We start from the raw sequence: 24,786 nt of genomic DNA on the forward strand, positions 1-24,786 counted from the left end.
AGTGCTCAGCCGCCACGGTAGTCCCAGTGCTGCAGGAACGGTTGCAGCACCGGCAGCACCGGCGCGAAGGCGTCGCGGTAGGCGTGCCAGCGGTCCAGGGCGTTGCGGTTGATGCCCTCCACCACCTGGGCGTAGCTGGGCGTGCTGATGAAGCCCTTGTCCCGCGCATGCCGCTGGAACTCCAGCAGCCGCTCCGGCTGCGCCAGTTGCAGGAACTGCCCCAGGCGCGCCACCTGCGCCTGCGGGTCGGCCACCAGGTCCTCGTAGCGCAGCTCCAGCGTGCGCGGCTGCAGCAGGGCGGCGTGGTAGCGCCAGAAGTCCATGGCGTCGGCATAGCCGCGCGCCAGCCGCGGCAGGCTGGAACACAGCAGGGCGAAGGCCGGCGAGCGAAACGCCTGCATGTAGCAGCTCAGCAGCACGTCGCAGGGATGGCGCAGCGCCAGGATCACCGGCGCCTCGGGGAACAGGCGCCGGATCAGCGGCAGGCGCAGCAGGTTCAGCGGGTTCTTGTCGACCAGACGTTGGCCCGGCTGCAGTTGCACCACCCCGCGCACCGCCTGCCAGTACTCGGCGCGCAACGCGGCGCAGGCGCCATCGTCGAGCTCGCCCAACCCGTCCGGCCAGGCCACGCCGCGCGCCTCGAGGCGGTCGGCCAGCCCTTGCAGGAACGGCCGCTCGTCCATCGCCACCAACTGCGGGTGGGCGTCGAGCATCTGTTCCAGCAGGGTGGTGCCCGAGCGCGGGAAGCCGACCACGAAGACCGGCGAGTCGGCCATGGCCGGTGCGGTCACCGGCCGCGCCGCGGCGTGGCGCGCCGGATCCCAGCGGACCTGCGCGACCGGCAACGGCGGCGCGTCCGCCGCCGCCAGCTCCGGCACCAGCGCGGCCAGGCTCTCGACCTGGCCGGCATGGCCCTGCGCGCAGGCGTCCAGCGCTTCGTCATAGAGGCCCAGGCGGTCGCAGACCCGCGCCAGGGCGAAGAACAGGTTGCTCTGCTTGCGCCGGTCGACCGCGCTGCCGGCGGCCAGCAGCCCGCGCAACAGCGCATGCGCCTGCAGCCACTGGCCCTCGCGCATGGCCAGCACCGCCAGCGCATTGCAGGCGTCCTGGCGCACGTCCGGGTCGTCGATCCGTTCCGGCGGCGGCAGCTGCGCGGCGGCTTCGCGCGCCTGCGGCAGGCGGTTGGCGCGTTCGAGCACCAGCACCAGCCGCGACCAGGCCCGCGCCGGCTGCGCCATCGGCCCCTGGGCGCAGGCGCGCAGCAGCTCGCAGGCGGCGTCGGTCTCGCCGCCCTGCGACAACAGCCAGGCCAGCTCCACGGTGGTGTCCGGATCCAGTGGCGGCCACTGCCGCCAGTCGGCGATCAGCGCCTGCACGCGCTGGAAGTCGCCGCATTCGTGGCAGGCCATCGCCGCGTGCACGCACAGCGGCGGCGCGTGCGGCGCCAGCGCGTGCGCATCGAGCAGGTGTTCGCGGGCGGCGGCGTAGTCGCCGGCGTCCATCGCCAGCAGGCCCAGGTTGTGGTGCGGCAACGGATCGTCCGGCGCCAGCGCGCGGGCACGCAGATAGGCCGCGCCCGCCGCGTCGGGTTCGCCGGCCTCGCGCAAGGCGGTGCCCAGGTTGTTCCAGTGCGCCACCTCGTGCGGCTCGCGCTCGGCCAGCGTGCGGTACAGGGCGGCCGCCGGCGCCGGCTGGCCCTGCATCTGCAGGCTCATCGCCAGCAGGCTGCTGGCCAGGACGTCGTCGGGACGCTGCCGCAGGTAGGCGCGGGCGCCGCGTTCCAGGGTCTGCGCCTGGCCGGCCTCCAGCGCCGCCAGCAGGTCCGGGAGCGGGGGGATCGCGGTGTCGTCCAGGGAGGTCATGCGCAGGCGGGTCGTGGGCGGTGCGTCACCTTAGCCGCCCTGCCGCGCCCGCCGCCACGCCGGCCGCGCCGTCGGTTGCCATACAGCGCATACATTGCCGTTACACAAACGCGCGATGGTCCTAGATCGGATCGTGGTAGGCGGTGAGGAAGGCGCGCAGCGAGGCCGGCTTGACCGGCTTGGTCAGCAGCCGGTAGCCGCGCTCGCGGGCCTGCAGCTTCAGTTCGTCGCGGCCGTCGGCGGTGAGCAGCGCGCCGGCCACCGGCCCGGGCATGGCCTCGCGCAGCGCGTCCAGGGTCTCCAGGCCGTCGAGCCGGTCGTGCAGGTGGTAATCGACCAGCATCACGTGCGGCGCGCACGCGGCCTGCGCCAGCGCCGCGTCGACGGTGCTGGCGCAGATCACCTCCACCTGCCAGCGGCCGAGCAGCGCACGCATGCCGTCGAGGATTTCCTGGTCGTTGTCCACGCACAGCACGCGCAGCCCGGCCAGCGAATCGGCCGCCGCCGCCGCACGCGGCGGGCGTTGCTGCGCCTGCGGCGGCGGCGCCGCCCGCGGCAGGGTGATGGAGAACATGCTGCCGTGGCCGACGCGGCTGCGCGCGTCCAGGTCGTGGCCGAGCAGGCGCGAGATGCGCTGGCAGATCGACAGGCCCAGGCCCAGCCCCTGCTCGCCCCAGTCGAACGGCTGCTGGTAGCGCTGGAACTCGTCGAAGATCTGCTGCATGTGGTGCGGCGGGATGCCCGGGCCGGTGTCCCAGACCTGCAGTTCCAGCGCCGCGCCGCGGCGGCGCATGCCCAGCACGATGCGGCCCTGGCGGGTATAGCGCAGCGCGTTGGCGAGGAAGTTCTGCAGCACCCGGCGCAGCAGCCGGCGATCGCTGCGCACCCACAACGGCCGCGCATACACGTGCAGGCGCAGACCGCGGCCGGCGGCGATCGGGCTGTACTGCGCGGCCAGTTCGCGCAGCAACAGGCCGGCATCCACATCCTCGATGGTCGGGCGCAGGCCGCCGGCGTCCAGCCGCGACACGTCGAGCAGGCCGTCGAGCAATTCCTCGGCCGCGCGCAGCGAGGCGTCCACGCGCTCGGCCAGATGCCGCTGCTCCTCGTTCTGGTGCGCATCGCGCAAGGCCGAGGCGAACAGCCGCGCGGCGTTGAGCGGCTGCAGCACGTCGTGGCTGATCGCGGCCAGGAAGCGGGTCTTGGACTGCTGCGCCAGCTCGGCCTCGCGCGAGCGGTCGGCCACGCGCTGTTCCAGGGTCTCGTTGGCTTCGAGCAAGGCCTGCTCGGCGCGCTTGTAGTCGGTGATGTCGTTGTAGCTGGTGACATAGCCGCCGCCGGGCAGCGGCTGGCCGCGCATCTCGATCACCTTGCCGTCGCTGCGGGTGCGTTCGAACACGTGCGGGGTGCCGGCGCGCATGTGCGCGATGCGGCGGGCGATCTGGTCCTCCACCTGGCCGCCGCCCAACTCGCCGCGCTCGGCGTTGTAGCGGATCAGGTCGGCGACCGGGCGGCCGACGTAGAGCATGCCGTCGGGATAGCCGAACATCTGCTGGTAGCGGCGGTTCCACGCGGTCAGGCGCATCGCCGGATCGACCACGCTGACTCCGGCGCTGATGTTCTCCAGCGTGGTGGAGAGGATCTCGCGGTTGAAGCGCAGCTCCTGCCCGGCCTCGTCGAGCACCGCCACCACTTCGCCCAGGTCCATGCCCGAGCCGCGCAGCAGGCTGGTCAGCACCAGGCGTGCGGAGGCCGCGCCGATCGAGGCGGCGAGCAGGCGCTCGGTGAACTGCACCCAGGCGCGGTCGGCCACCGCGGTGGGCTGCGGCTCGCGGCCGAGCAGTTGCGCCTGTTCGGCGAAGGCGCGGCGGGCGTGGCGTTCGCCGACCATGCGCTCGGCCAGCGCCTGCAGGTCGATCACGCGCACCTGCCCCAGCCAGTCGCCGGCCACCGCCGGACGCTGCGAATACGGTTCCAGGAACGGCGCCGCGCGCAGGCGCTCGTCCAGGCCCGGGCGCCAGCGCGCCGACACCAGCATCATCGTGCCGACGTTGACCAGCAGCGACCAGAACGTGCCGTGCGCCAGCGGGTCCCAACCGCTCATGCCGAACAGCTGCTGCGGGCGCAACCAGGAGATGCCGAACGGCCCGTCCAGCAGCCAGGCCGGCGCCAGCCAACCGGCCTGGGTCAGCGCCGGCAGCAGCAGCGTGTAGATCCAGGTGGCGAAGCCCAGCACCATGCCGGTCTCCACGCCCTTGCGGCTGGCACCGCGCCAGTACAGCCCGCCGATCACCCCCGGCGCGAACTGCGCCACCGCGGCGAAGGCCATCAGGCCGTAGGACGCCAGCGTGGTGTCGTTGCTGCTGCTGCGGTAGTAGCCGTAGGCGATCAGCGCCAGCAGCAGGATCGCCAGGCGGCGGATCCACAGCACCTTCGAGGCCACGTCGGCATCGGCGGCCTGGTGCCCGCGGCGGCGCAGCAGCACCGGCATCACCAGGTCGTTGCTGATCATCGTCGCCAGCGCGATGCTGGAGACGATGACCATGCCGGTGGCCGCGGAGAAACCGCCGACGTAGGCGACCAGCGCCAGCGCGCTGCGGCTTTCGGCCAGCGGCAGCGCCAGCACGATGCTGTCGTCGGCCACGTTGCCGCCGCCGAACAGGGCGATGCCGGCCGCGGCGATCGGCACCACCATCGCCGAGATCAGCACCAGGTACAGGCCGAACAGCCAGCGCGCCTTGCGGATGTCGCCGACATCGCTGCACTCCACCACCGCCACGTGGAACTGCCGCGGCAGGCACACCAGGGCCAGGAAGCTGAGCAGGGTCTGCGAGATGAAGCCCACCGGCGGGGTGTTCTGGAACAGCGTGCGCGTGGACTGCAGCACCTGGCCGCCGTCGCGCGCGGACAGCCACACGTAGGCGAACACGCCCACCGCCACCATCGCCAGCAACTTGACCACCGACTCCAGCGCGATCGCCAGCATCATGCCGTGGTGGTGCTCGGTGGCATCGACCTGGCGGGTGCCGAACAGCGTGGCGAACAGCGCCATCCCCAACGCCACGTACAGCGCCGGATCGGCATAGAACGGCGCCCCGGCGCTGGACTGGCCGCTGAGCACCTGCAGGCTCATCGCCACCGCCTTGTACTGCAGCGCCAGGTACGGCACCACGCCGACCAGGGCGATCACCGCCACCAGCGCGGCCAGGCGCCGCGAGCGGCCATAGCGCGAGGAGATGAAGTCGGCGATGGACACCGTGTTCTCGCTGCGCGCGATCAGCGCCAGGCGCTCGACGATGCGCCAGCCGAACAGCAGCATCAGCAGCGGGCCAAGATAGATCGGCAGATAGCCGGCGCCGTTGCGCACCGCACTGCCGACCGCGCCGTAGAACGTCCACGACGAGCAGTACACGGCCAGCGCCAGGCTGTACACCGCCGGCCGCAGCCACGGCCGCTCCGGGTACAGCGGACGGCGGTCGCCCCACCACGCCACCGCGAACAGCAGCGCCGCATAGCCGACCGACACCAGCAGCAGGATCCAACTGGAAACCAAAGGCGAGCCCCCACGACGATGGGTGCAGTCTAGAGGGTGGGATGCGTTTCGGCGTAGTCGGGAGTTCGGGGCTCGCTGCGTCTCGCTTGGGCTGCGCGTGCACCGGGCTGGGCGCCGCGAGGCAGGTGAGGCGGCGGCGGCCTATACACGTAACCGCGCTTCCCCCACCGGCGAGCAAGGCGCTTCTCGCCTCTTTACCTGCGCCCCCCCTTTGCACGCAGCCCAGTTAAGCAGAATCACCGCTCGGTTGCGGTGCGGCATCCAATGTCCGCGGCAGACGCAGGCATGCCGCAGGCTCTGCTTCTGCTTTGCTGTTGATTTGTAGGACCCTTTTGGCGCTGCAGCCACGGCAAGGCAAAGCTTTCGCCTTACGGCGAGTTACTTTTCTTTGCTTGTGCAAAGAAAAGTAACCAAAAGAAAGCACACCCTGCCTCGCGCCCTCCGCGCTAACGCGCTCCGGGTCCGCGTCCGTCCCGTGGATTCGCGGAAGGGGCATCCTGCCCCTGCCGCGAACGGCGCACATCCATGTGCGCCGCCCCTTCGGGGTTTTTCCCCGGGCCGGCCGCCGCTTCGGAAGGGAACCCGACAAAGCAAAGGCAACAACCAAAGCAGCGGCAACAGCCATCATGGAGTTGCAAGCCCCGCGTAGGAGCGGCTTCAGCCGCGACGAACGAAGCCACGATGGTCTCAAGACCCACCTCGCGCCTCGTGCCCTATCCTTTTCCGAAATGCTCTTCTCCCATGGCAGCCATCCTCACGCGCCGGTCTACCGTGTCCAGCACGGGCAATCTCCCACCCGCATCCACCCACGGCAGCCCCGCCGGCGCTCGGGCTAAGATGCGCGCGGTGACCACCTGCGCCCGCCCCCGCTGATGTCCGGCATCCCGGCCGCCGTGCCGACGCCCCCGCCGTCGCTGCAACAGCAGACGCAGCGCCTGCACACGCAATTGCAGCAGGCGCAGACGCGCCAGGCGCAGGCCGAGGCGGAGGTGGAGCGGCATCTGCCGGCGGTGGAGCAGGCGGTGGCCGCGATCCGGCGCCGCTTCATGGCGCACGCCAGGACCGCGGCGCGGGCGGCGGTGCGGCGCGAACGCCACCGCGCCTGGGGGCCGGCGCTGCTGCTGCGGCCATTGCTGCCGGACTGGCGCTGGCGTGCGGCCTTGATCGGCATGCTGGTGTTGGTCCTGCCGTGGACAAGCGCACACTGGCTGGGCGAGACGCGCGGCTTCCTGGACTGGTGGCGACAGGTCGGCCTGCACGGCGATGGCGGCCTGCTGCTGCAGAGCCTGCTGCCCTCGCTGGCCGCGTATGGCCTGCTGGTCGTAGCCGGCGCGCAGTTGCTGGCCTGGCACCACAGCCATGCCGAACGGCGCGCGCTGCAGGCGTTCGCACGCACGTCGCTGGCGCTGGCGCAGGTGGCCGACACCGGGCAGCGCGATGCGGGGCCGACGTACGCCGTGACCCGCGCGCCATGGCCGCAGCGCGCCCTGCACGGCCGTTGGACGGTGCTGGCCACGCACGGCGCTCTGTCCGGTGCACGCCTGCTCGCCTTGCACGACGGCGCCGCGGAACCACGCCCGCTCGCCCTGATCGTGCTGCCCGGCGGCGATCACGCCCCGGCCTGCATCGTCCTCGACCCCACCGTCACCGAGGCCGCGCCGCAGGCGCTGCACGCGGTGGCGCTGGCGCTCGCGCAGGACGCGATGGAGGACGCGGCCCCGATCGCCGCGCTGCACGAGCATGTGCAGGCCTGGGATGCAGCGCGCGGCCAGCAACGCGCGCTGCAGCAGCGGCTGCAGAGCCTGGACGCGGTGCAGCGGCACTGGGCCGACATCGCCCTGCCCGACACCACGCTCGACCAGATCCTGAAACTGATGGACCTGTTCGTATCCGGACGCCAGCCGGCGCCGAAAGGCATGCTCCTGCACGGGCCGCCGGGCACCGGCAAGACCCTGATCGCGCGCAAGCTGGCACGCCATGCCGGCTGCCACGTCGAGGCGCTGGGCGTGGCCGACCTGAAGGCCGCGCATGTCGGCCATACCGGCCCCAAGGTGCAGGCGATCTGGCAGCGCTGCCGCGAGCACGCACCGGCGATCCTGTTCATCGACGAATGCGAAAGCGTGTTCGCACGCCGCGGCAGCGCCGACAGCGACAGCTTCAGCGCCGAACTGGTGCAGACCTTTCTCGCCGAGTGGGACGGCTTCCACGCCGCGCACGGGCAGGTGCTGGTGATCGGCGCGACCAACCGCCCGGCACTGCTGGACGACGCGATCCTGTCGCGCTTCACCGCCAGCATCGCCATCGGCCTGCCCGACGCCGCGGCGCGCGCGCGCATCCTCGGCGCCGAACTGCGGCGCGCCGGTTTCGCACTGACGCCGGACGCACAGGTGATCGCCGACAGCAGCGGTCTGTCCGGCCGCGACCTGCACACCTTGGTGGCGCGGGTCGCCGCCGAGTGCGTCGACGGCACGCTCGACAACGCCACCCTGCTCGCGCAACTGCGCACGCTGCGCGGCAAAGGCTCCACGGTCGTCGCCACGCTCGGCTGGGACGACATCGTGCTGCCGGCGGCCACGGTCGAAGAGTTCGTCGGCCTGGGCAAGGAACTGCGCAACGCCGAGACCCTGGCCACGCTGGGCGTGCCGGTGCCGCGCGGGATCCTGATGGTCGGCCCGCCGGGCACCGGCAAGACCCAGGTCGCGCGGATCCTGGCCAGCCAGTCGGGCCTGGCCTTCATCGCCCTGAGCAGCGCCGACCTCAAGGCCGGCTATCTCGGCCAGTCCGGCCAGCGCGTGCAGGCCGCGTTCGAGCGCGCGCGGGCGCAGGCGCCGTGCATCGTGTTCGTCGACGAACTGGACATCGTCGCGCCGGCGCGCGGTGCCGACGGCGACGACGCCTTCACCCGCGAGATCGTCGGCCAGTTGCTGCAGGAACTGGACGGCGTCGCCAGCCAGGCCGGCCAGGTGTTCCTGCTGGCCGCCAGCAACCATGCCGCCGCGATCGACCCGGCGCTGCTGTCGCGGCTGGACCGGCAGATCGCCATCGCCCTGCCCGACCACGCGGCGCGTATCGCCATCGTCGCGCGCCTGCTGCGCGGCAAACCGCTGGATCTCGACGCCGACGCCGCGGCGACCTGGATCGCCGATCGCAGCGACCGCCAGTCCGGCCGCGACCTGCACAACTGGATCAGCCGCGCCATGCGCCGCGCCGTCCGCCGCGCCCTGCAGCACAGCGACGACGCCTCCGGCACGCGGCTGCGGTGGGACGACCTGGTGGAAACAGCGAGTGCGGCGGTGTAAACGCCCGGCCGGAAGATGTAGACGCGGTGTGCGGAACCAGCAGCCCTGGATGGAGTTCCGGTGGGAGGGGCTTCAGCCCCGACGCGATATTCCACGGCAGAACACGGTTTCCACGGCGCGCACACCACCAGCAGATACCAGCGCTGGTGAGCGAAAGAGACGCACGACCTAGTTACAGATGCGCCGTACGTCCACACCACGCCCAAGAAGCCGTCAACGGCTGACGCGACGAAGTAAGCACAGCCAGAGGGGCCTGGCTGGCATCCCTGTGGGAGGGGCTTCAGCCCCGACGCGATGATCCCAGGCAGAACCGGCTTTCCACGAAGCGCCACATCCGCCCGCAAGCAAAGAATGCCGCTGAGCGAAAAATCGCATTACCTTGTTGCAGCCGCACTGCACGTCCGAGCAACGCCCACCCAGGCATCATCCGCAAGACCACACCGGAACCGCACCACGTGACTCACCTCGCCTCTTCCCCGCCGCCGCGCGCCGACGCCATCATCGTGATGGGCGTCTCCGGCAGCGGCAAGACCAGCGTCGCCCAGGCGCTTGCGGCGCACTACGGCATCACCTTCCTGGACGCCGACGATTTCCACAGCGCCGCCGCCAAGGCACAGATGGCGCACGGCATCCCGCTCAGCGACGCGCAGCGCGCCCCCTGGGTGGCGGCCCTGGCGCAACGCCTGCGTGCATCGGTGGATGCCGGGCAGAGCGTGGTGCTGGCCTTCTCCGGGCTGCGCAAGGCGCACCGGCAACAGTTGCGCGACACCGGCGTACCGATGCGCTTCGTGTTCCTGCACGCGGCCGCGCACGTGATCGCCGAGCGCCTGGCCGCACGCCACGGCCATTTCATGCCGCCGACGCTGCTGCAGAGCCAGCTCGACACGCTGGAACTGCCGCTGGACGAAGCGGACGTGATCTCGGTGGACGTGGACGCGCCGTTCGCCACGGTCGTGGCCAACGCCATCGCGCAACTGGATGCCGCCATCGCCTAGGGCGCACCCCGCCCGTCGCTCGCCGCCGGCCGATCGTGGCCTTGCCGCCATCCGCTGCGTGTCGCCTCCGAGGCAGCGGCACGCGTCGCAACGCGTACTGCTGCCGACAGGCGCGAGCTATTCGGTGAACCCCGCAGCGGCGATGCCGCATCGCGTTTCATCCGCGTTGCGGCGACCGACGCGGAATCGACCGCATCGACCAGGCTTGCCGCGCCCCGACGAACGTCGGACTCACTCCTGCGGAACGTTCAACTCCTTCAGCAATTGCGGCGCCGGATACACCTTGGCCATCAGCCAGCGCAGATAGCGCATGTCCACATGGATCGCGCGCTTGTAGCGCGGGTCGTACCACCAGCTGGCGCTGACCGCCTCCCAGTTGCTGTCGAAGTTCAGCCCGATCAACTCGCCGCGCGCATTGAGCACCGGCGAGCCGGAGTTGCCGCCGGTGGTGTCCAGATTGGTCAGGAAGTTCACCGGCTGCGTCTTCGACTGCGGATCGGCGGTGCTGCCGAAATCGCCCTTGGCGATCGCCGCCAGCAACGGCTTGGGCGCATCGAACGGTTCTTTGCCGGTGTTCTTCTCGACGATGCCGGCCACCGTGGTCAGCGGCGCGAAGCTGACCGCATCGCGCGGCGCCAGCGGCTCGACGCGGCCGTAGCTGATCCGCAGCGTGCTGTTGGTGTCCGGATACACCGCGCGGCCCTGCTGCTTGCGCCAGGCGAACAGCGCACGCATGTAGGCCGGGCGCAACCGCAACTGCTCGCCCTCGCGCGCCTTGCGCTCGTCCTCCAGGCGCAGCTGCGCCGGCACCAGCGTGGCGGCCAAAGTCATCAACGGATCGGCCGCGGGTGCCTTGCCCTCGCGCGCAGCAGCGAAGCGCGACAGGCGCTCGGCCTCGGTGCCCAGCGCGGTGCCGGCATAGGCCTTGTCCAGCGCCGCCTGCAATTGCGCCGGGGTCCGCCCGAACGCCGCATCGAACTCCAGCACGCGTTGCGCATCCGGAAGTTGCTGGTAGCGGGTCAACAGCGTCGTCAGCAGCGCCTTCTCCACGGTCGGCGAATAACGCCGCTGCACCTGCTTGAGCATGCCCTCGATCAGCGCCAGGTCGCGCTGCTGATAGCCGCTCTCGCGTTGATCGTCCGGCTTGCCCGCTTCCAACCGCAGCCGCTCCAGCGTCAGCGCCGAACGCAGCGCCTGGGTCTGCGTGGCGATCAACCCCAGCAGCAGGTCGCGCTCGCGCAGCGCCGACGCCTGGCCGAGCAGTTTCTGCAGCGCCGCGATATCGCGCGCATCGCTACCATGCGTAGCCGCAAGCATGCCGCGCTCGTCCTCCGCGCGCAGCCGCACCGCATCGCTGCGCTGCAGCCCTTCCAGTTCGCCAGCGGCCCGCTTGCGGTTGTTCTTCAGTGACTGCAGCTGCGACGCATAGCGCGTGCGCGCCTCCGCATCGGCCTTACCCGCCGTCTCGATCACCCCGATCAACTGGTCCAGCACCGCCACCCGCTGCGGCAGCGTCGCTTCTACCTGCTCGGCGAACTCGGCCGCGGTGCGGTGCCGGTACGTGATGCCCGGATACCCAGCCAGCATCGCGAAATCGCCGGCCTTCGGCCCATCGGTGGCGATCTGCAGATGCGCCGGTGGCTGGTAGGGCACGTTATCGGCGCTGTAGTCCGCCGGCTTGCCGTCCCTGCCCACGTAGGCGCGCAGCAAGGTGAAATCGCCGCTGTGCCGCGGCCACATGAAGTTGTCGATCTCGTCGCCGTAGTTGCCGACCGCCCGCGGCGGCGCATACACCAGGCGCACGTCGCGCAGTTCCAACTGGCGAATGCGGTAGAAGTCGGTGCCGTAATACATGTTGGCAACGCTACAGCGCACCCCAGCCTCACGCTCGCAATCGGCGACGATGCGCTTGCTCGCCGCATCCACCGCATCGTAGTAGGCGCGCGCGGTCTTGCCCTTGGCCGGCCCCAGCACCTGATCGGTGACCTTGTCGAAACCCACCGTCACCAGCACCCGGAAATCGGGATTGGCGGCGCGCTCATCGGCGCGATCCCGCGCGATGAACCCGTTCTCGATCAGGTTCTCCTTCGCCGAGGTGTTGTACTGGATCACCCCGTAGGCGACGTGGTGATTGGTCAACAACAACCCGTCCCCGGACACGAACGCCCCGGTTCCGCCGCCGACCTTGACCACTGCACTCAACGGCGGCTGCGTCACTTCGGCCAGCGTCTGGGGATCGCCCTGGAATCCCGTCTCGCGCAAGGGCTTAGCCAGTTCCGGCATCTGCGATGGCATCCACATGCCTTCGTCGGCTTGGGCGGTGGCGATGAGGGCGAGGCTTAGGGCGAGAGAGGCGGCAAGAGAGTTGGGCAAGGGCATGCGGAAGTCGAGGCAAAGAATGTAACCGAGACCTTATCCGGCCGATGCGATCGCAGCAACCAAGACGCCGATCCATTCATCGATGGATATGGTCTTTACCAGGAAATATCCAGAATGCTCCCGACAAAAGCGAGCGCACGGTCAGCTCACTTCACTTCGACCCTATATACAGATGCATATTACTGAATAAGTGAACCCGCCCCCGTTACCCCCAAAGAACAAAGACCCTCTCGTGATCACAATGAAGACAGCCCAACACTGCGTGCGAAAGCACGTGCCAACAAATACAAAATTTAATTAACCTAAAATTTATCTACAGATAAAAATCTCATCTAGATTTTGAAATTAGCGGACAAGTGATTTTAATCAATCTATTCATGTCATCAATTCTTCCTTCGGCGGCTCTTTGGATAAGCTCACGATCAGTGCCTGGCTTATATAGCTTATCAAATTGAGTTATATTACGTACAACGAACTTAGCCCAGTGTTTAGCGCGACGGCATTCGTACCATCCTTTTGAGTTACTCATAAGTGCCGCCTCGTAGGCCCCTTCAATACTGCCGTTAGTTGCAGCAATCTCTGCCCAAGCTTTAACTTGACACGTGATCCGAGGATCGGCGCTAGTGTCACTTTTGGATAAAAGATAGTAGAGAATTTCCTGAGCATCTTTTGGGGATCCTTCAATAGCCGCGCCAGCCTTCGAGGCGGACAATCCTACAAGTAGAAATTCAGGACTATTATTAACACTACAACTAGATTCTTCTAACGAAGAATCTTTTGAATGCAGCTCGCTCCTTCCGCAACCAATCAGCGGCATAAAAAAAATAAGAAGGAAAGCACACCGACGCATCATTTCAACTTTTCCGTTTTAGGGATAAGAGACCCAGTTTCAGGCTCGGCACGAGTCGCCCAAACTGACCCATCGGCCTTCATCGTGATCTTAGAATATGCAGCTACTACCGAACCGTCTGAGTTGTAGACATTAAATGTCCCAGGTGACCCTGACGCTCGGCCACCTGGTCCTTCCGCGGACCAAACTTTATAGGTAATATCATTGCTGTAATTATTAGGCTGAGTAAAAACGTAGCCAGTTGCCGCCATCACATTCGTCTTTAACGCAGCGGCAACCGCGGGTGCCGATTGCCATGCTTGGCATTGCCCAAGAAATACACCTGAGTTCTTTGTTCCATCAAACCCTGCCTTTTGAATTTCTTGGACAAGGCGCGGAACCGTCAACCTTTCACCATGCGAAACGCCAACTCCGCGGCTATCACGGAATCTAAATTCGTTGTCCACTGGCAATACGCCAGCGTGCCCCATAACGGTAAACCAACCTGGCATATCAAATCGATGAGCTGCGGGAAAAAGCGGGTCTGCTTCAGAAAAAAGCTCCAGATCGGCACGCCCATCCGGATCGATGTATCTGTATGAATTATTGCTCGCATACTTATAACGATTAAAGCCATTCCCGGTATTTGGATTAGCTTGTATCGGATCCGCCGAAAGGAATCTTCCAACGCTTGGATCATGATAGCGCTGCTGCATGTAAGAAAGTCCAGTAGACGCATCCATGACATGGCCAGTATAACCAGGTCCATCAGTCACTTGGTGATTCAACAAACTTCCATATGGTTCATATTCATTACGCTCAACAACGTTTCGATCTTTATCCGTTACCAGCTCAGGAGAGCCCAGTGCATCAGTATGGATATAGCGTACCGTCTGCGCCGAAGCGCCAAAGGCGACGAGCAACGAAAGGGCGGCTGCAGCCATCAGGCGCAATGCCGCACGAATTCCCTGGAAATTTGACATCACTCGTCCATGCACAAGTTGTTCTCAGAGGTAGACGACATGCAAATACACTGGTTGCACATATCTATTGGCAATAGATGCTGGTGGCTAACGCCGCTGTTCGGGAAAGAGCAATCCAGCCAGGTAGTGCCTCATATCACTGTTTCCCTCGCGACTCTTCAAAAAAAATTCGTCCTCCATTGTGGACAAGAACGAATCTCGACCACCGTAATCGTCCATGACCGCATTCATTTGTGCCGGGGAGCCGCCAAAGATCGTTATTTCCTCATCTGCCCAGCAGGCGCAACTTAGGTTTTCGCTAAAAATTTTGTACTCCAGGGAAAAGCTATCAGGTGACAACATGAAGCTTCTATACTCCTGCCATTTAAAGTCGACACGAGCAATTTTTCCGTTATCGAAGAGATCCCCACTTACGAAAAGAGATCTATTCCGAGGCGAGGAAAAATGTTGACTTGCTGACTCAAAAAACTGCTGAGGCAGCCTGGTATTATCGTATCTATTTCGCTCGAAAGCCACGGCGATCCAGTCTTCCCTTCGAAAAGGAAATCCTGGAAAAATCTGAGAACCAAAAATCTGATCTAGTTGCTCCCTATTCATTATTGTCCTTTATTGGGAAATCGCACAGTGGTTGTAACTCTACCGTTTGAGTCCTGAACTTTCACGGTTTGTGTGCCTTGAGGATAATCAGGACTTTTGGTGCTTGGATGAGTTTCTATTCGACCACCATCAGCCAAATCCTTCACTCTTACATCTGGCCGGGGACTTTTCTCATTTGTACCATTGACGTTATCAAAGGCCCCATGCGCCCCCTCTACACCGCCGTCTCCCTCTCGCTCCCCTTTCTGACCAGATACACCTGCAGCTGGCCTAGTTCCTTCTTTGATTTTCTCACCGGCTGAGCCAGATGAATCAGCAGGAGGACTGTTTGTTTCGCTATTTTGGCTGATTACATTATTTACTGCGTTCTTTGTAATGGTATCGAGTTGCTTTCCAAGATTGTTACGTTGCTCAACGGACGTGCCAAAATAGAAAATAGTTGCAGCGACAGTAAGCACTACCGCCGCCTCTAGAAGGATGGCATTCCTTCCATCGGGATCGGTAAACTTGTACGGGTTGTTGTTTCCGTACCTATACCGGTTAAAACTTCCCACACTGCTCATGGCAGTCACTGGATCTACACTAAGGAATTTCCCTATGCCTTGATCGTAGTACCTTTGTTGCATGTACGTTAGATCAGTTGTCGCATCCATAACATGCCCGGCGTATCCAGGGCGGTCAGTCACTGGACGATTCAGAAGCCTGCCATATGGTTCATACTCATTGCGCTCGACAACATTTCTATTTTTATCCGTTAATAGCACGACAGATCCCAGCCCATCTGTATGGACATAAAGGACCTCCTGCGCCGACGCGGTAAAAGGGACAAGCACTGAAAGGACGACTGCTATCGTTAGTCGCAGTGCCGCACGAACCCCCTTGAAATTTGACATCACTCGTCCTTGCGAGTTGGAACCATAGATGCGCGATGTGGAGTCGACTTTTCTCATGGAAGTCGGATCGACAACGCTTCCCCTAGCAACATTACGGTGCAACGTACCCAACGATATCTGCGATGCAGACTCCGTCAGAGCACGCTTACTTCAAGTACACCTCGACGATGTTGCAGTCCTTGGTCTGCACATCGATCTTGCGCTTGTTCACCAACGCCGTCATCAAGACGGCCAGCAATGCCTTGCCACCCGGTTGGTCGTCTTGAAAATGCAAGACAGCGTTTCCGGGGACGGCTGCCTTGCATTCCGCTGGCGTGTCCGACAGCCAGACAAAATGGTCAGTATGGGCCTGGTAGGTGCCCAACTGCACGACATCGACGTTCTGCATTGATTCGTTTGCCGATGCTTGCCAGCTCAGCAGAGCGAGCATCAACAATAGACCACTTTCATACTTCATATTATTTTCTTCTCGAAGTTGGAATCGATATTTTCTACGCAACTGAAACAGGGCGCCGTCCCAATTGCCTACTTTTTCAGCCGTATGGAAATGACTTTGGTGCGATTGCCAAAAATGCATACGCCCGAGTCAACCAGGAGTTCGACATCCGTATTGCTGGTGTAAGCCGCCAGCGCCAACGCCGTCAGCTCTTTGTAGGCCGGATGATTCTTGTCAATCGCGAAATCATTCAGGGGAGCCGTACATCCAGATGGGCCATCGTTGGAGGTATGGATCGCCATACCTTCACCGTCCCAGCCGTTTTCGACGTAGGTGATTTTCCCCGCCGAGAACACCTGCATGGCAGCGTGCGCCTCGTAAGAAAAGCAGGATGCTGCAATCGCCAACAGCAGACCCATCATCTTCAAGCTCATTTGATCCTCTTTTCAATCCGTTGTTCGTCGTTTCTTAGTGCCTACAGCCCTTCAGGCCGCGACAGCAAAGAGCTCAACCGCACCCGGCTGGACTTAGCCATTCAACAGCAGCTGATACAGCAACGGCACGATATCCACCGCAGGCCGCTGGTCATGCGTCACGTTCGAAGCCGCGGTGCAGTTACCGTCCGCCGTGCATGCAGTCACGCGATACGAGTAGGTGCCTGCCGGCCTGGCCAACGAGGTCCAATTGCCCTGGCTGCCGTCGTACACCGCGGTCCAGGTCACGCCGTCCACGCTCTCTTCGACCACGTAGCGGGTTGCGCCGGAGACCGGGTTCCAGTTCACGTAGTCCTTGACCGAAGCGAGCTGGCCCAGCGGCCAGTCGGCTTCGGCAACCAGGCTGCCGCCCAGCAGGATGTAGTCGGTGGACTTGGACTGGCGCTGGTTCTTTTGGAAACGCAGTGCACCAGACTGGTCGTACAGCGAGCCGATATTGCCGGCGCTCTGCAGCGCCAACGTGCGGCGGCCGTTGCCGTCGTAGCGATAGGTCTCCTTGCCGGTCGCCTGGCGCAGACGGTTGCCGTAGTCGAACACGAACGCTTGGCCGTTCTTGTTGCTGAGGTTGCCCTGCGGGTCGTAGCTCATGCCGATGACCGTACTGCCGCCGCAACTGCCGGTCTTGACGTTGGTGAGCTGCCAGTTGGCGTCGTAGCAGTAATAGTGATCGCGGCCCGGCGCGACGACGTGGGTCAGGTTGTCGAGGACGTCGTAGCTGTAGGTGGCGGTGCTGAACATCGGCGACTCGGCCTTGGTCAGCCGGTCCATGCCGTCATAGGTCATAGTGCGGTTGCCACGCTGATTGCGCCCAGTGGCACCGTCGCTGATGGCCGCCACGTTGCCATTGGCATCGTAGTCGTAGCCGTCGCTGAGGAACGCTGTACCGCCGTAGGCGTCCTGACTGGTGTCCGGTAGCTGGCGCGCGTTCTGCGTCATGGTGTGGACGATGCCGTTGCCGTAGGTGAACTGCTTGATCGCGCCATTCGGGTAGTAGCTCACACCCGTGGCGTAACTACCCGCCTGAGTGGGCTGCCCCAGGGCATTGGGCGCGTAGTCCACCGTTTGCCCGGACGGATAGCGATGCGCAGCCAGGCTGCCGTTGGCATCGTAGGCGTAACCCAACGCCCAGGTCTCGCCATCGGCCTGGCCCTGGCTCTCGGCGATCAGCAGGCGGCGCTTGTTGTAGGCGTAGCTGTTGTAGGTGGCGACGCCGTTATTGGTGGTCGTGATCTGCTTGACCGCTCCATCCGGCCAGTAGCTCCACGCCTGGTTGCCATTGCCGTCCGGGAAGCTCAGCGCCTTGATGCGGTTGCGCACGTCGTAGCTGCGATCGACCCGGCGGCCCGAAGCGAAGGCCGAATCCGCGTCGCATGACGTGGTGCTGGACAGCGACAGGCCGGCTGCGCTCCAGACCAGGTTACCGGCGGCGTCATAGCCATTGGCGGTGGCGCCGGTTTCCGGTTCCACCGTCTTGCATAGCTGCTGATAGCTGTCGTAGACATAGCTGCGGGTCACCGACACGGTGCCGTTGGCATCATGACGGCGGATGGACAAGGGCTTACCGAAGTCATCACGATTGATCTCGGTGGTGGCGCCTTCCGGATGCTGGAACCAGACCGGCGCATCGTAACCCGGGCGGTCGAACACCTGATAGCCGGACAGCGTCTGGTAGCCCCGCGGATTGGTCACCCGCATCTGGTTGCCGGTCAGGTACTCGGTCTTCGTCGTCAGCAGGCCCTGTTCGGAGTCCTGGGACACCGACGTGGTCCGGCCGAGCGCGTCGTACTGCGTCCAGGTGCCAGTCGACAGTTGATCGGACGTGCCCGGGTAGGAAGAGAACAACGTGTGCCCCTGATGGTCGTAGCTGAACCGGCTGAACCGCTGGGTGGCGCCCACGTTCGCCGCGTCGTACTCCTGGGTCAGCACCGGCCGCCACAGGCCATCGAGGTAGGTGATTTTCTTGGCGTTGCCAGTGGACACCGTATGCCGCCAATGGCCGGCGGGCAAACCGAATTCGGTGGCGTTCACCTGTTCGAAAGTCAGCCCCGTCGACGCCCAGGCGACGGTGTCGCTTGAGGGATAGGCAATGCCGGTCAGGCGTCCCATGGCGTCGTAGGTGTAGCTAGTCGCATACCCGTTTTCGTCGGTCGCCGAGCTGATCAGGCCGCGGTCGTCGATGACGGCCGTGTCGCTGGTGCCGTCCGCGTAGGTGATGCCCTGCGGCATGCCGCGCTTCCAGCCGCTGAGGCTGGTGGCATTGCCATTGCCGTCGGTGACCTTCGCCACCGTTCCGTCGCCATTGTAGGCGACCGACTGAATAGTCTTGCCGAACCGCGAGAAGCGCGTTGGCAGTGCGGTCGCCGTATCGTAGGTGTTGGCGGACATCTCCTGAGTGCTGCCGGGCGCCGTCTTGGTCACGGACGCGACCTGGCCGATCACCCACAGGTTGGTGTTGTCGTAGTACGCCGTGGCCTCGGTACGGGTATTGAACGCACTGGAGCGGGTCACGCTAGTCGGGCGTGCGAACACGTCGAAGCTGTTCACCGCCATCTGGAAGGTGCCGCCATCCTGGGTGATGGTGGTGCGCTTGAGCGGCCTGAGCCCCGCAATGGAGACGTCGTCTTCGTTGGATCCATGCCCAGAACCGACGAAATTCGGGAACGGCTGATTGGCGACTTCATCGCTGGTGATGTAGTCGTTCACGCTGGTGCTGAGGATATTCACGGTGTCCCCGGACGAACTGCTGGTGTACGAACCGGCCTCCACGCCCAGATCCAGCCCTTCGTTCAAGTTGTACCAGGCGCCGAAGGTGTACCGCTTGAAGTCGTTTTCAGGACCGCGTACCTCGGTCTGCACCGACTTTCTGCATGCGGTCGGCGGCAGGTTGGGACGCTGGCACGTTTCCGCAAAGGCAAGTGCGCCTGCGCCAATGTCGTAGGTGTACGACCACTGCATCGACGACAGGCCAGGACCGCTGATCGACTTGCTGACCAGAGTGAAATTGTCCGAGAAGTTGGGGATGGTCAGATACTGATAGCTGGTACTCGGACCGGCAGCATCCATGAAGCTATTGCACTGCTTGGGAATGTTGTGACGAAAATGCCGCTTCACCGAGAACGCATAGGTTGCCGTGGCGTTGCTCGGCAGCGTAACGGCGTAGGTGAAGTCGCCGGTCGACATCTCCGGCGCCGGGCAGCGCGGAGGATCCTCATAGAGCGGCAACGCAGGCGTCGGAGTAATGATCATGTCGCCGCTTTGCACGTAGCGGGACTGCGCATTGTCCGGCTGCGTTACCGTCAACGACTTGTCGCCGTACGAATAGGTCCAATTACCGATGCTGGACTCGACCGCGGTGATATTGGCACCGGAGGTTCCAGTCACACGAATGTAGCGGCCATCGCTTGCATCGATACGCGACAACTTGTCGCCGTTGTAGGTATACGTAACCCAATTGCCGAAGCGATCCTCGACCCGCGTGGCCAGGAAGAACACTGCCAGGCGCTCCATGGACGCACTCGCGGAATAGTTCCCCATGCGCTTGGAGATGGACGGATGCGTCTTGCTGACCACCCAGTCGAAGTAGTACTTGTCGCCTTCCGGCGACAAAGCGACGAATCCTTCGCCCGGATAGCCGTTCTTGGTGCTCGCCAAGCAGGAGAAGCGCCAAAAATCCTTGGTAATCCAGGGATAGCTGGTGCCGTTGTTCGGTGCCGGCAACTGCGTCGAAGGGTCCCTGAGCATCTGGCGATCCCCCGAACCCGGAATGTGCAGATTGTTGCCTGACCAATAATCCCGCGCAGGGATGGTGTAGCTCGGTGGCTCTGCGGGCTGACTGCAGCGGCTATTCGGGCTGTTACCAGACACCTGCCAACCGTTCGTGCCGAACACACCCATCAGGTACGGCACATCGAGCGACCCGCCGACGCCGAAACCGTCGAGCTTTCCGCTACGCCCCGCGCCGTCGTCCTCCACGACATGCGTGCGCTGCAGACGGACCGGCAGCTTGCTGTTACCGGGGATGTCGATGTCCGTCCAGTTGAACACCACGCTGCCGTTCTTCAGACTGACTTGCTCGCCGAAGGAATCGACGCTCAAGCGCCCGATCTCCTGCGATTGCTTGATCCGTTCGACGTACTTCTGATCGAACCGCAATTCGTCCGCACCGGCGGTTGCCGCATACCCGAGGGCCAACAGCGCCATGCCTGCACGCAGCCGGAAGAACGTCTGGAACCTATCCATAGAGAAGTCTCAAGAAAGCAGTCGGCAACCAATGCGAAGCTGCCGCGCGCAACTGGCATGCGCGGCAGGAACACGGTCGATATCTGGGTGTGGTGTAGGCCGGCACGTGCCCGAACGGGGCCGGCAGAAGCTGATCGACCGCTAGGGTGGCGATCGCAACGGATTGCGCAACTGTGTGACAGGCAAGCCAGTGCCGAAGCGACAATCCATGTTTCCCCCTGGTTTCAATATCGTGCCCTGGGGATCGCCGAGCGCAGGTGTGCGGCACATGGCGCGGCCGAAACGCTGCACGCCTGCCACAGTCTGGATCCCCGGCGGGACTGTGATAGAACGCACCGGAGGCTGTCAAGAAGATTTTGCGTTTGCAGCATGCGCCGTGCTCAAACGGCGCTCTACTTCTCCTTCCGCCAATTCACCGACCCACGGTTCTCCACCGTGCTCGATTCCACCTCGGCGTCGAAGCCGCGGCCCAGCAGATATTTCAGCGTCAGGACCGAGCCGCTGCCGATCAGCGACACGCCGTAGCTGACATAGAGTTTCGGCGAGAGATATTTGCCGAAACCCACCACCGAGCCGCCAAGGGTGCGCGACTGGCTGACGCCGGCGTCGTCGAAGCCGAGCTTGGCGCCGAGTTGCGAGGCGAGCAGGCCGCTGCCGGCCGACAGGGCGCTGGCCGCGGCGGTGACCTGGTCGGCCTCGGCGCTGCTGGTGTTGCTGAGGCTGCGGCCCAGCACCAGGTAGGACATCGCTTCGGATTGCGACATCGACGGGTCCGACCACACGTCCGCATGCGGGGCGGTGGCGCGGCCGGTGACGTCGATGCCGGCGGTGACGTCGGCGACCTGGCGCTGCGCGCGGATGTTGATGCGCGGGTCGGAGACGATGTTGTTGCTCCAGGTGAGCTGGCCGCGGGTGATGGTCAGGTCCTGCCCGTAGGCCTTGTACTTGCCGCTGACGTCGAGGCCACCGGTAGCGGTCATTTCGCGGCCCGGCCGCGAACGCACCTGCATGGCGCCGGTCAGGGCACCCTTGAGGCCGAAGCCGGCCATCTTGACCTGGTCGCCCAGGGTCACGCGCAGGTCCATCTCCAGCGGCGAGGTCGGCGTGGCCTCGGGGTCGGCCGGGTCCAGCACCACCACGTCCTCCGACAGCGAGGTGCCGCGGTCCAGCCGCTCCAGGTCGATGTCGGCCGACGGCACGGTGACCTGGCCGCTGAGCATCATGGTCTTGTTGGCGATGCCGAATTGCAGGTCGGGATTGGCCACCGCGCGCAGTTCGGCGGTGTTGGAAACCAGCACGTTGGTGCCGCGGATGTTCAACTGCAGCGGCGTGCTGTCGCCGTACCAGGACAGGCCGCCGTCGACGTTGAGCGTGCCCTCGCCGGACTTGACCGAGGCGACGATGCGCGCCGAGCCGTCCGGCTGCGCGTCGAAGCGGCCCTTGCCTTCGCTCAGGGTCAGGCCCAGCGCCGGCAGTTCGCCGGTGAAGTTGCTGAGCGTGGCGTCGCCGCCCATCGCCGGCTGCGAGCGGGTGCCGCGCAGGCTGACGTGGCCTTCGACCAGGCCCTTGGGCCGGACCAGATCGGGCGAGAACAGCTCCAGCCAGTACAGCCGCGCCATGTTCATGTAGATCTCGCCGGTCAGCGGCGCGTACGCGTCCCAACCGGTGTCGACGGTGGCGTCGACGAAGCCGTCGCCCTGGAAGCCGATGCCGAGCTTGGAGTGGATGTGCTGGGCGCTGAAGTCGGTAACGAAACTGAACTGGTCGTAGCGCAGCAGTTCGCCGCGGGCGTTGTCGCCCAGGCGCAGGCCGCCTTCGCGCGAGGCCAGGCGCAGCGAACCCTGCCAAGCGTTGCCGGCCGGCTTGAAGTTGCCGTCGATGGACAGGTCGCCGCGCAGGTACATCTTGCGGCCGCTGTTGGGCGGCAGCCATGGCTGCACCAGGGCCAGCGGCAAGGCGTCGCCGCGCAGGATCAGGCCTTGCTTGGGCCAGTCGGCGGACACGCACAGCGCACCGCCACTACCCGGCGCCAGGCAGCTTTCGGACAGGCTGAAGGCACTGCCGGCCACGCTGAAATTGGCCGCCTGCCGCAGCTGCCACGGCTCGCCCTTGGCCGGGGCGATGCGCAGCGTGTTCAAGGCACCCTGCCAGCGCGCGCCGTCGCGGCGCACCTGCCCGGCCAGGGCCAATGCGCCCATGTCGTTCTGGGTCTTGGCATCGAGCTGTAGGTTTTCGACCGCACCGCGCGCATCCACGCTCAGCGTCTGCAACAGCACGCCGGCATTGATCGCGCTGCCGCGCAGCGCCAGTTCGCCGCCGTTGCCGCGCCAGGGCAGGCGCCCGCGCAGGCTGAGGCTGTCGGCGCCGTAGCTGTCCCACTTCAGGCCGCTGCCGGTGAGGTCGGCGGTCACGTCGGGCGCGTCGCGGCGGCCCTTGATCTGCACACTGCCGCGCAGGCTGCCGGCGCCGCCGGGCAGCAGGTCGGCCAGTTGCAGCGGCTGCAGTTGCGCGTCCACGTCGAGCTGGTCGCCGACCTTGCCCTGCGCCTGCAGGCGGCTGTCGCCCAGGCTCAGTTGCAGCTTGCCCTCGCCCTGGCTGCCCTGCAGCGCGAGCTTGGCGTTGGCGTCGAGGGCGCGGCTGCGCAGGCGCCCGTTCAAGCGCGGGATGTCGAGCGTGGCCTGGTAGCCGGCGGCGCTGCCGTCCGGCCGCGCCGGCAACTGCTTGCCTTGCGAGGCGAAGGTGCCGGAGAGCTTGCCGTCCCAGCCCGGTGCGAAGTAGCCGGGGTCGAAACCGGCCAGCGTGCCTTGCACGTCCCAGTTCAACTCAGGGACCCAGACCACGTTGCCGCCCAGATCGAGGGTGCCGCTGGGCATGGTCGCGCGCACCTGCTTCAGCTGCGCCTGGCGATCGTCGCCGCGCACGTCCAGCTGCAGCTTGGCGCTGTCCTTGCCGCGGGCGACGGTGGCCTCGCCGTAGGTGGCCCATTGCTTCAGCGTGCCGGCCACGCCCAGGTTGGCCTCGACCAACTTGATCGGCACCGCTGGCGCGTCCGGGGTGGACGGGTCGGGCGCGGTGGCGAAGGTCATGCCGCTGGCGTTGACCGCGAAGCGCAACTGCGCGTTGTCCGGGTCGCGCAGATCGGCGGTGCCACGCAAACGCAATTGTCCGTCGAACGCGCGCAGCTGCAGCGGCGCGACGGTGAGCACCTGGTTGTCCAGGCTCAGGTGCGAGGGATCGAGCACGAGCTTTTGCCCGTCGCGCGACAGTTCGCCGCGCAGATCGGCGTTGCCCCCCTTGCCGTTCGCATGCAGGTCGAAGGCCAGCGGCACGGCCGCAGGCGCATCGTCGGCCGGCGGCACCAGCAGCGACGGATCCAGGGCCTTGCTGCTGGCGGCGAACTCCCACGCCGGATCGGTGCGGCCGGTGAACACCAGGGTGGCGCGCAGCGGCGCCGGCGCATTGCCGGCGATGGCCACTTCCATCTTGTCCAGGTCGCCGCGCGCGACCAGGCCCAGGCGCGCCGGGGTGCGCCCGCGCGCGGCCGGCAGCACCGCGCTGGCGGTGAGGTCGGCCTTGTAGTCCTGGCCCGGCAGGTAGTCGCCATCGACGCGGAAATCGCCGCGGTCGCTGTTCACCACGATCTGGGTGGCGCGGAACTCGCCGTTGGCCACTTCCACGCCGCCGCGCAGCGTGCGGATGTCGATCATCGGCTGCTGCGCCTGGGTGATGCGCAGGCCGTCGATGGCGATGCGGTCGGCCTGCAGCGCCAGCGGCACTTCGATCTGCGGCAGCGACTGCGGCCAGCGCGGCAGCTCGAACGGTTCGTCGCTCTTGGCCAGGTTGAGCGTGGCGTTGGTCAGCTCCAGCGCATCCAGCTGCAGCTTGCGCCCGAGCAGCGGGCGGATGTCCGGATCCAGGTAGGCGCGCTCGGCGGTGAAGTGGATCTCGTTGTAGCGGAAATCCAGGTTGTGCAGGGTCAGCGGGCCGGCCAGCGGTCCTTCGGCGCGCTCCCAGGTCAGGGTCGAGCCGGCCGGCAACCGCGCCACCACCTGCGCCAGCAATACGTCGCGCCCAGCCACGGTCTGCAGCAGCCAGTACAGCGCGATCGCGGCCAGCAGCACCAGGCCGGCCACGGTCAGCGCCGAGCCCCACCAGAAACGCTTGCGCCGGTAGAAGCGCGGGCGCCGCGGTGGCGGCGCCGCGGGCGACGTCGGCTCCAGCGGCGCG

Annotated in this window: 13 protein-coding genes; 2 read left to right on the plus strand and 11 right to left on the minus strand. The window is 65.4% G+C overall.

Features of this window, described 5'->3' with window-relative positions:
* Positions 1–5 precede the first annotated feature (5 nt).
* Both AC1PME_RS20555 and AC1PME_RS20560 read right to left on the minus strand, forming a co-directional pair.
* A complete protein-coding gene (locus tag AC1PME_RS20555) occupies positions 6–1,862 on the minus strand; it encodes a sulfotransferase family protein (protein WP_481096871.1) in 1,857 nt (618 codons plus the stop codon).
* A gap of 121 nt (positions 1,863–1,983) precedes the next feature.
* Positions 1,984–5,415, minus strand: coding sequence for a hybrid sensor histidine kinase/response regulator (locus AC1PME_RS20560; protein ID WP_307547319.1), 3,432 nt, complete (start codon positions 5,413–5,415; stop codon positions 1,984–1,986).
* A gap of 872 nt (positions 5,416–6,287) precedes the next feature.
* Between AC1PME_RS20560 and AC1PME_RS20565 the strand changes: the two genes are divergently transcribed.
* Together AC1PME_RS20565 and AC1PME_RS20570 are read left to right on the plus strand one after the other, a co-directional pair.
* Complete coding sequence (locus AC1PME_RS20565) at positions 6,288–8,714, plus strand: AAA family ATPase (RefSeq protein ID WP_481096872.1); 2,427 nt, start codon at positions 6,288–6,290, stop codon at positions 8,712–8,714.
* Positions 8,715–9,220: 506 nt separating this feature from the next.
* Positions 9,221–9,709 (plus strand): gluconokinase, encoded by a 489-nt coding sequence (locus AC1PME_RS20570; protein ID WP_254461293.1) that lies wholly within the window; start codon positions 9,221–9,223, stop codon positions 9,707–9,709.
* Between the two features lie 231 nt (positions 9,710–9,940).
* Here the strand turns inward: AC1PME_RS20570 and AC1PME_RS20575 are convergent, their stop codons facing one another.
* The 9 genes from AC1PME_RS20575 to AC1PME_RS20615 form a co-directional block, all read right to left on the minus strand.
* Positions 9,941–12,088: a S46 family peptidase gene (locus AC1PME_RS20575; RefSeq protein WP_481096873.1), complete on the minus strand. Its 2,148-nt coding sequence runs from the start codon at positions 12,086–12,088 to the stop codon at positions 9,941–9,943.
* 328 nt (positions 12,089–12,416) lie between these two features.
* On the minus strand, positions 12,417–12,941 hold the full coding sequence (locus tag AC1PME_RS20580; RefSeq protein ID WP_481096874.1) for a hypothetical protein: 525 nt from the start codon (positions 12,939–12,941) through the stop codon (positions 12,417–12,419).
* Positions 12,938–13,900 (minus strand): RHS repeat-associated core domain-containing protein, encoded by a 963-nt coding sequence (locus AC1PME_RS20585; protein WP_481096875.1) that lies wholly within the window; start codon positions 13,898–13,900, stop codon positions 12,938–12,940. The genes AC1PME_RS20580 and AC1PME_RS20585 overlap by 4 nt, the downstream gene beginning before the upstream one ends.
* Positions 13,901–13,987: 87 nt before the next feature.
* Positions 13,988–14,497 (minus strand): hypothetical protein, encoded by a 510-nt coding sequence (locus AC1PME_RS20590; protein WP_481096876.1) that lies wholly within the window; start codon positions 14,495–14,497, stop codon positions 13,988–13,990.
* A complete protein-coding gene (locus AC1PME_RS20595; RefSeq protein WP_481096877.1) occupies positions 14,497–15,390 on the minus strand; it encodes an RHS repeat-associated core domain-containing protein in 894 nt (297 codons plus the stop codon). Before AC1PME_RS20595 ends, AC1PME_RS20590 begins: the two co-directional genes overlap by 1 nt.
* A gap of 145 nt (positions 15,391–15,535) precedes the next feature.
* Positions 15,536–15,847 carry a hypothetical protein gene (locus AC1PME_RS20600; protein WP_307547331.1) on the minus strand — a complete coding sequence of 104 codons (312 nt, stop codon included), beginning with the start codon at positions 15,845–15,847 and terminating at the stop codon, positions 15,536–15,538.
* Positions 15,848–15,915: 68 nt separating this feature from the next.
* Positions 15,916–16,260: a hypothetical protein gene (locus AC1PME_RS20605; RefSeq protein WP_481096878.1), complete on the minus strand. Its 345-nt coding sequence runs from the start codon at positions 16,258–16,260 to the stop codon at positions 15,916–15,918.
* A 93-nt stretch (positions 16,261–16,353) separates the two neighbouring features.
* Complete coding sequence (locus AC1PME_RS20610; RefSeq protein WP_481096879.1) at positions 16,354–20,559, minus strand: RHS repeat domain-containing protein; 4,206 nt, start codon at positions 20,557–20,559, stop codon at positions 16,354–16,356.
* Positions 20,560–20,951: 392 nt separating this feature from the next.
* Positions 20,952–24,779, minus strand: a complete 3,828-nt coding sequence (locus AC1PME_RS20615; RefSeq protein WP_481098166.1) for a translocation/assembly module TamB domain-containing protein — start codon at positions 24,777–24,779, stop codon at positions 20,952–20,954.
* Positions 24,780–24,786 lie beyond the last annotated feature (7 nt).

The organism is Xanthomonas sp. NCPPB 901 (assembly GCF_056725085.1).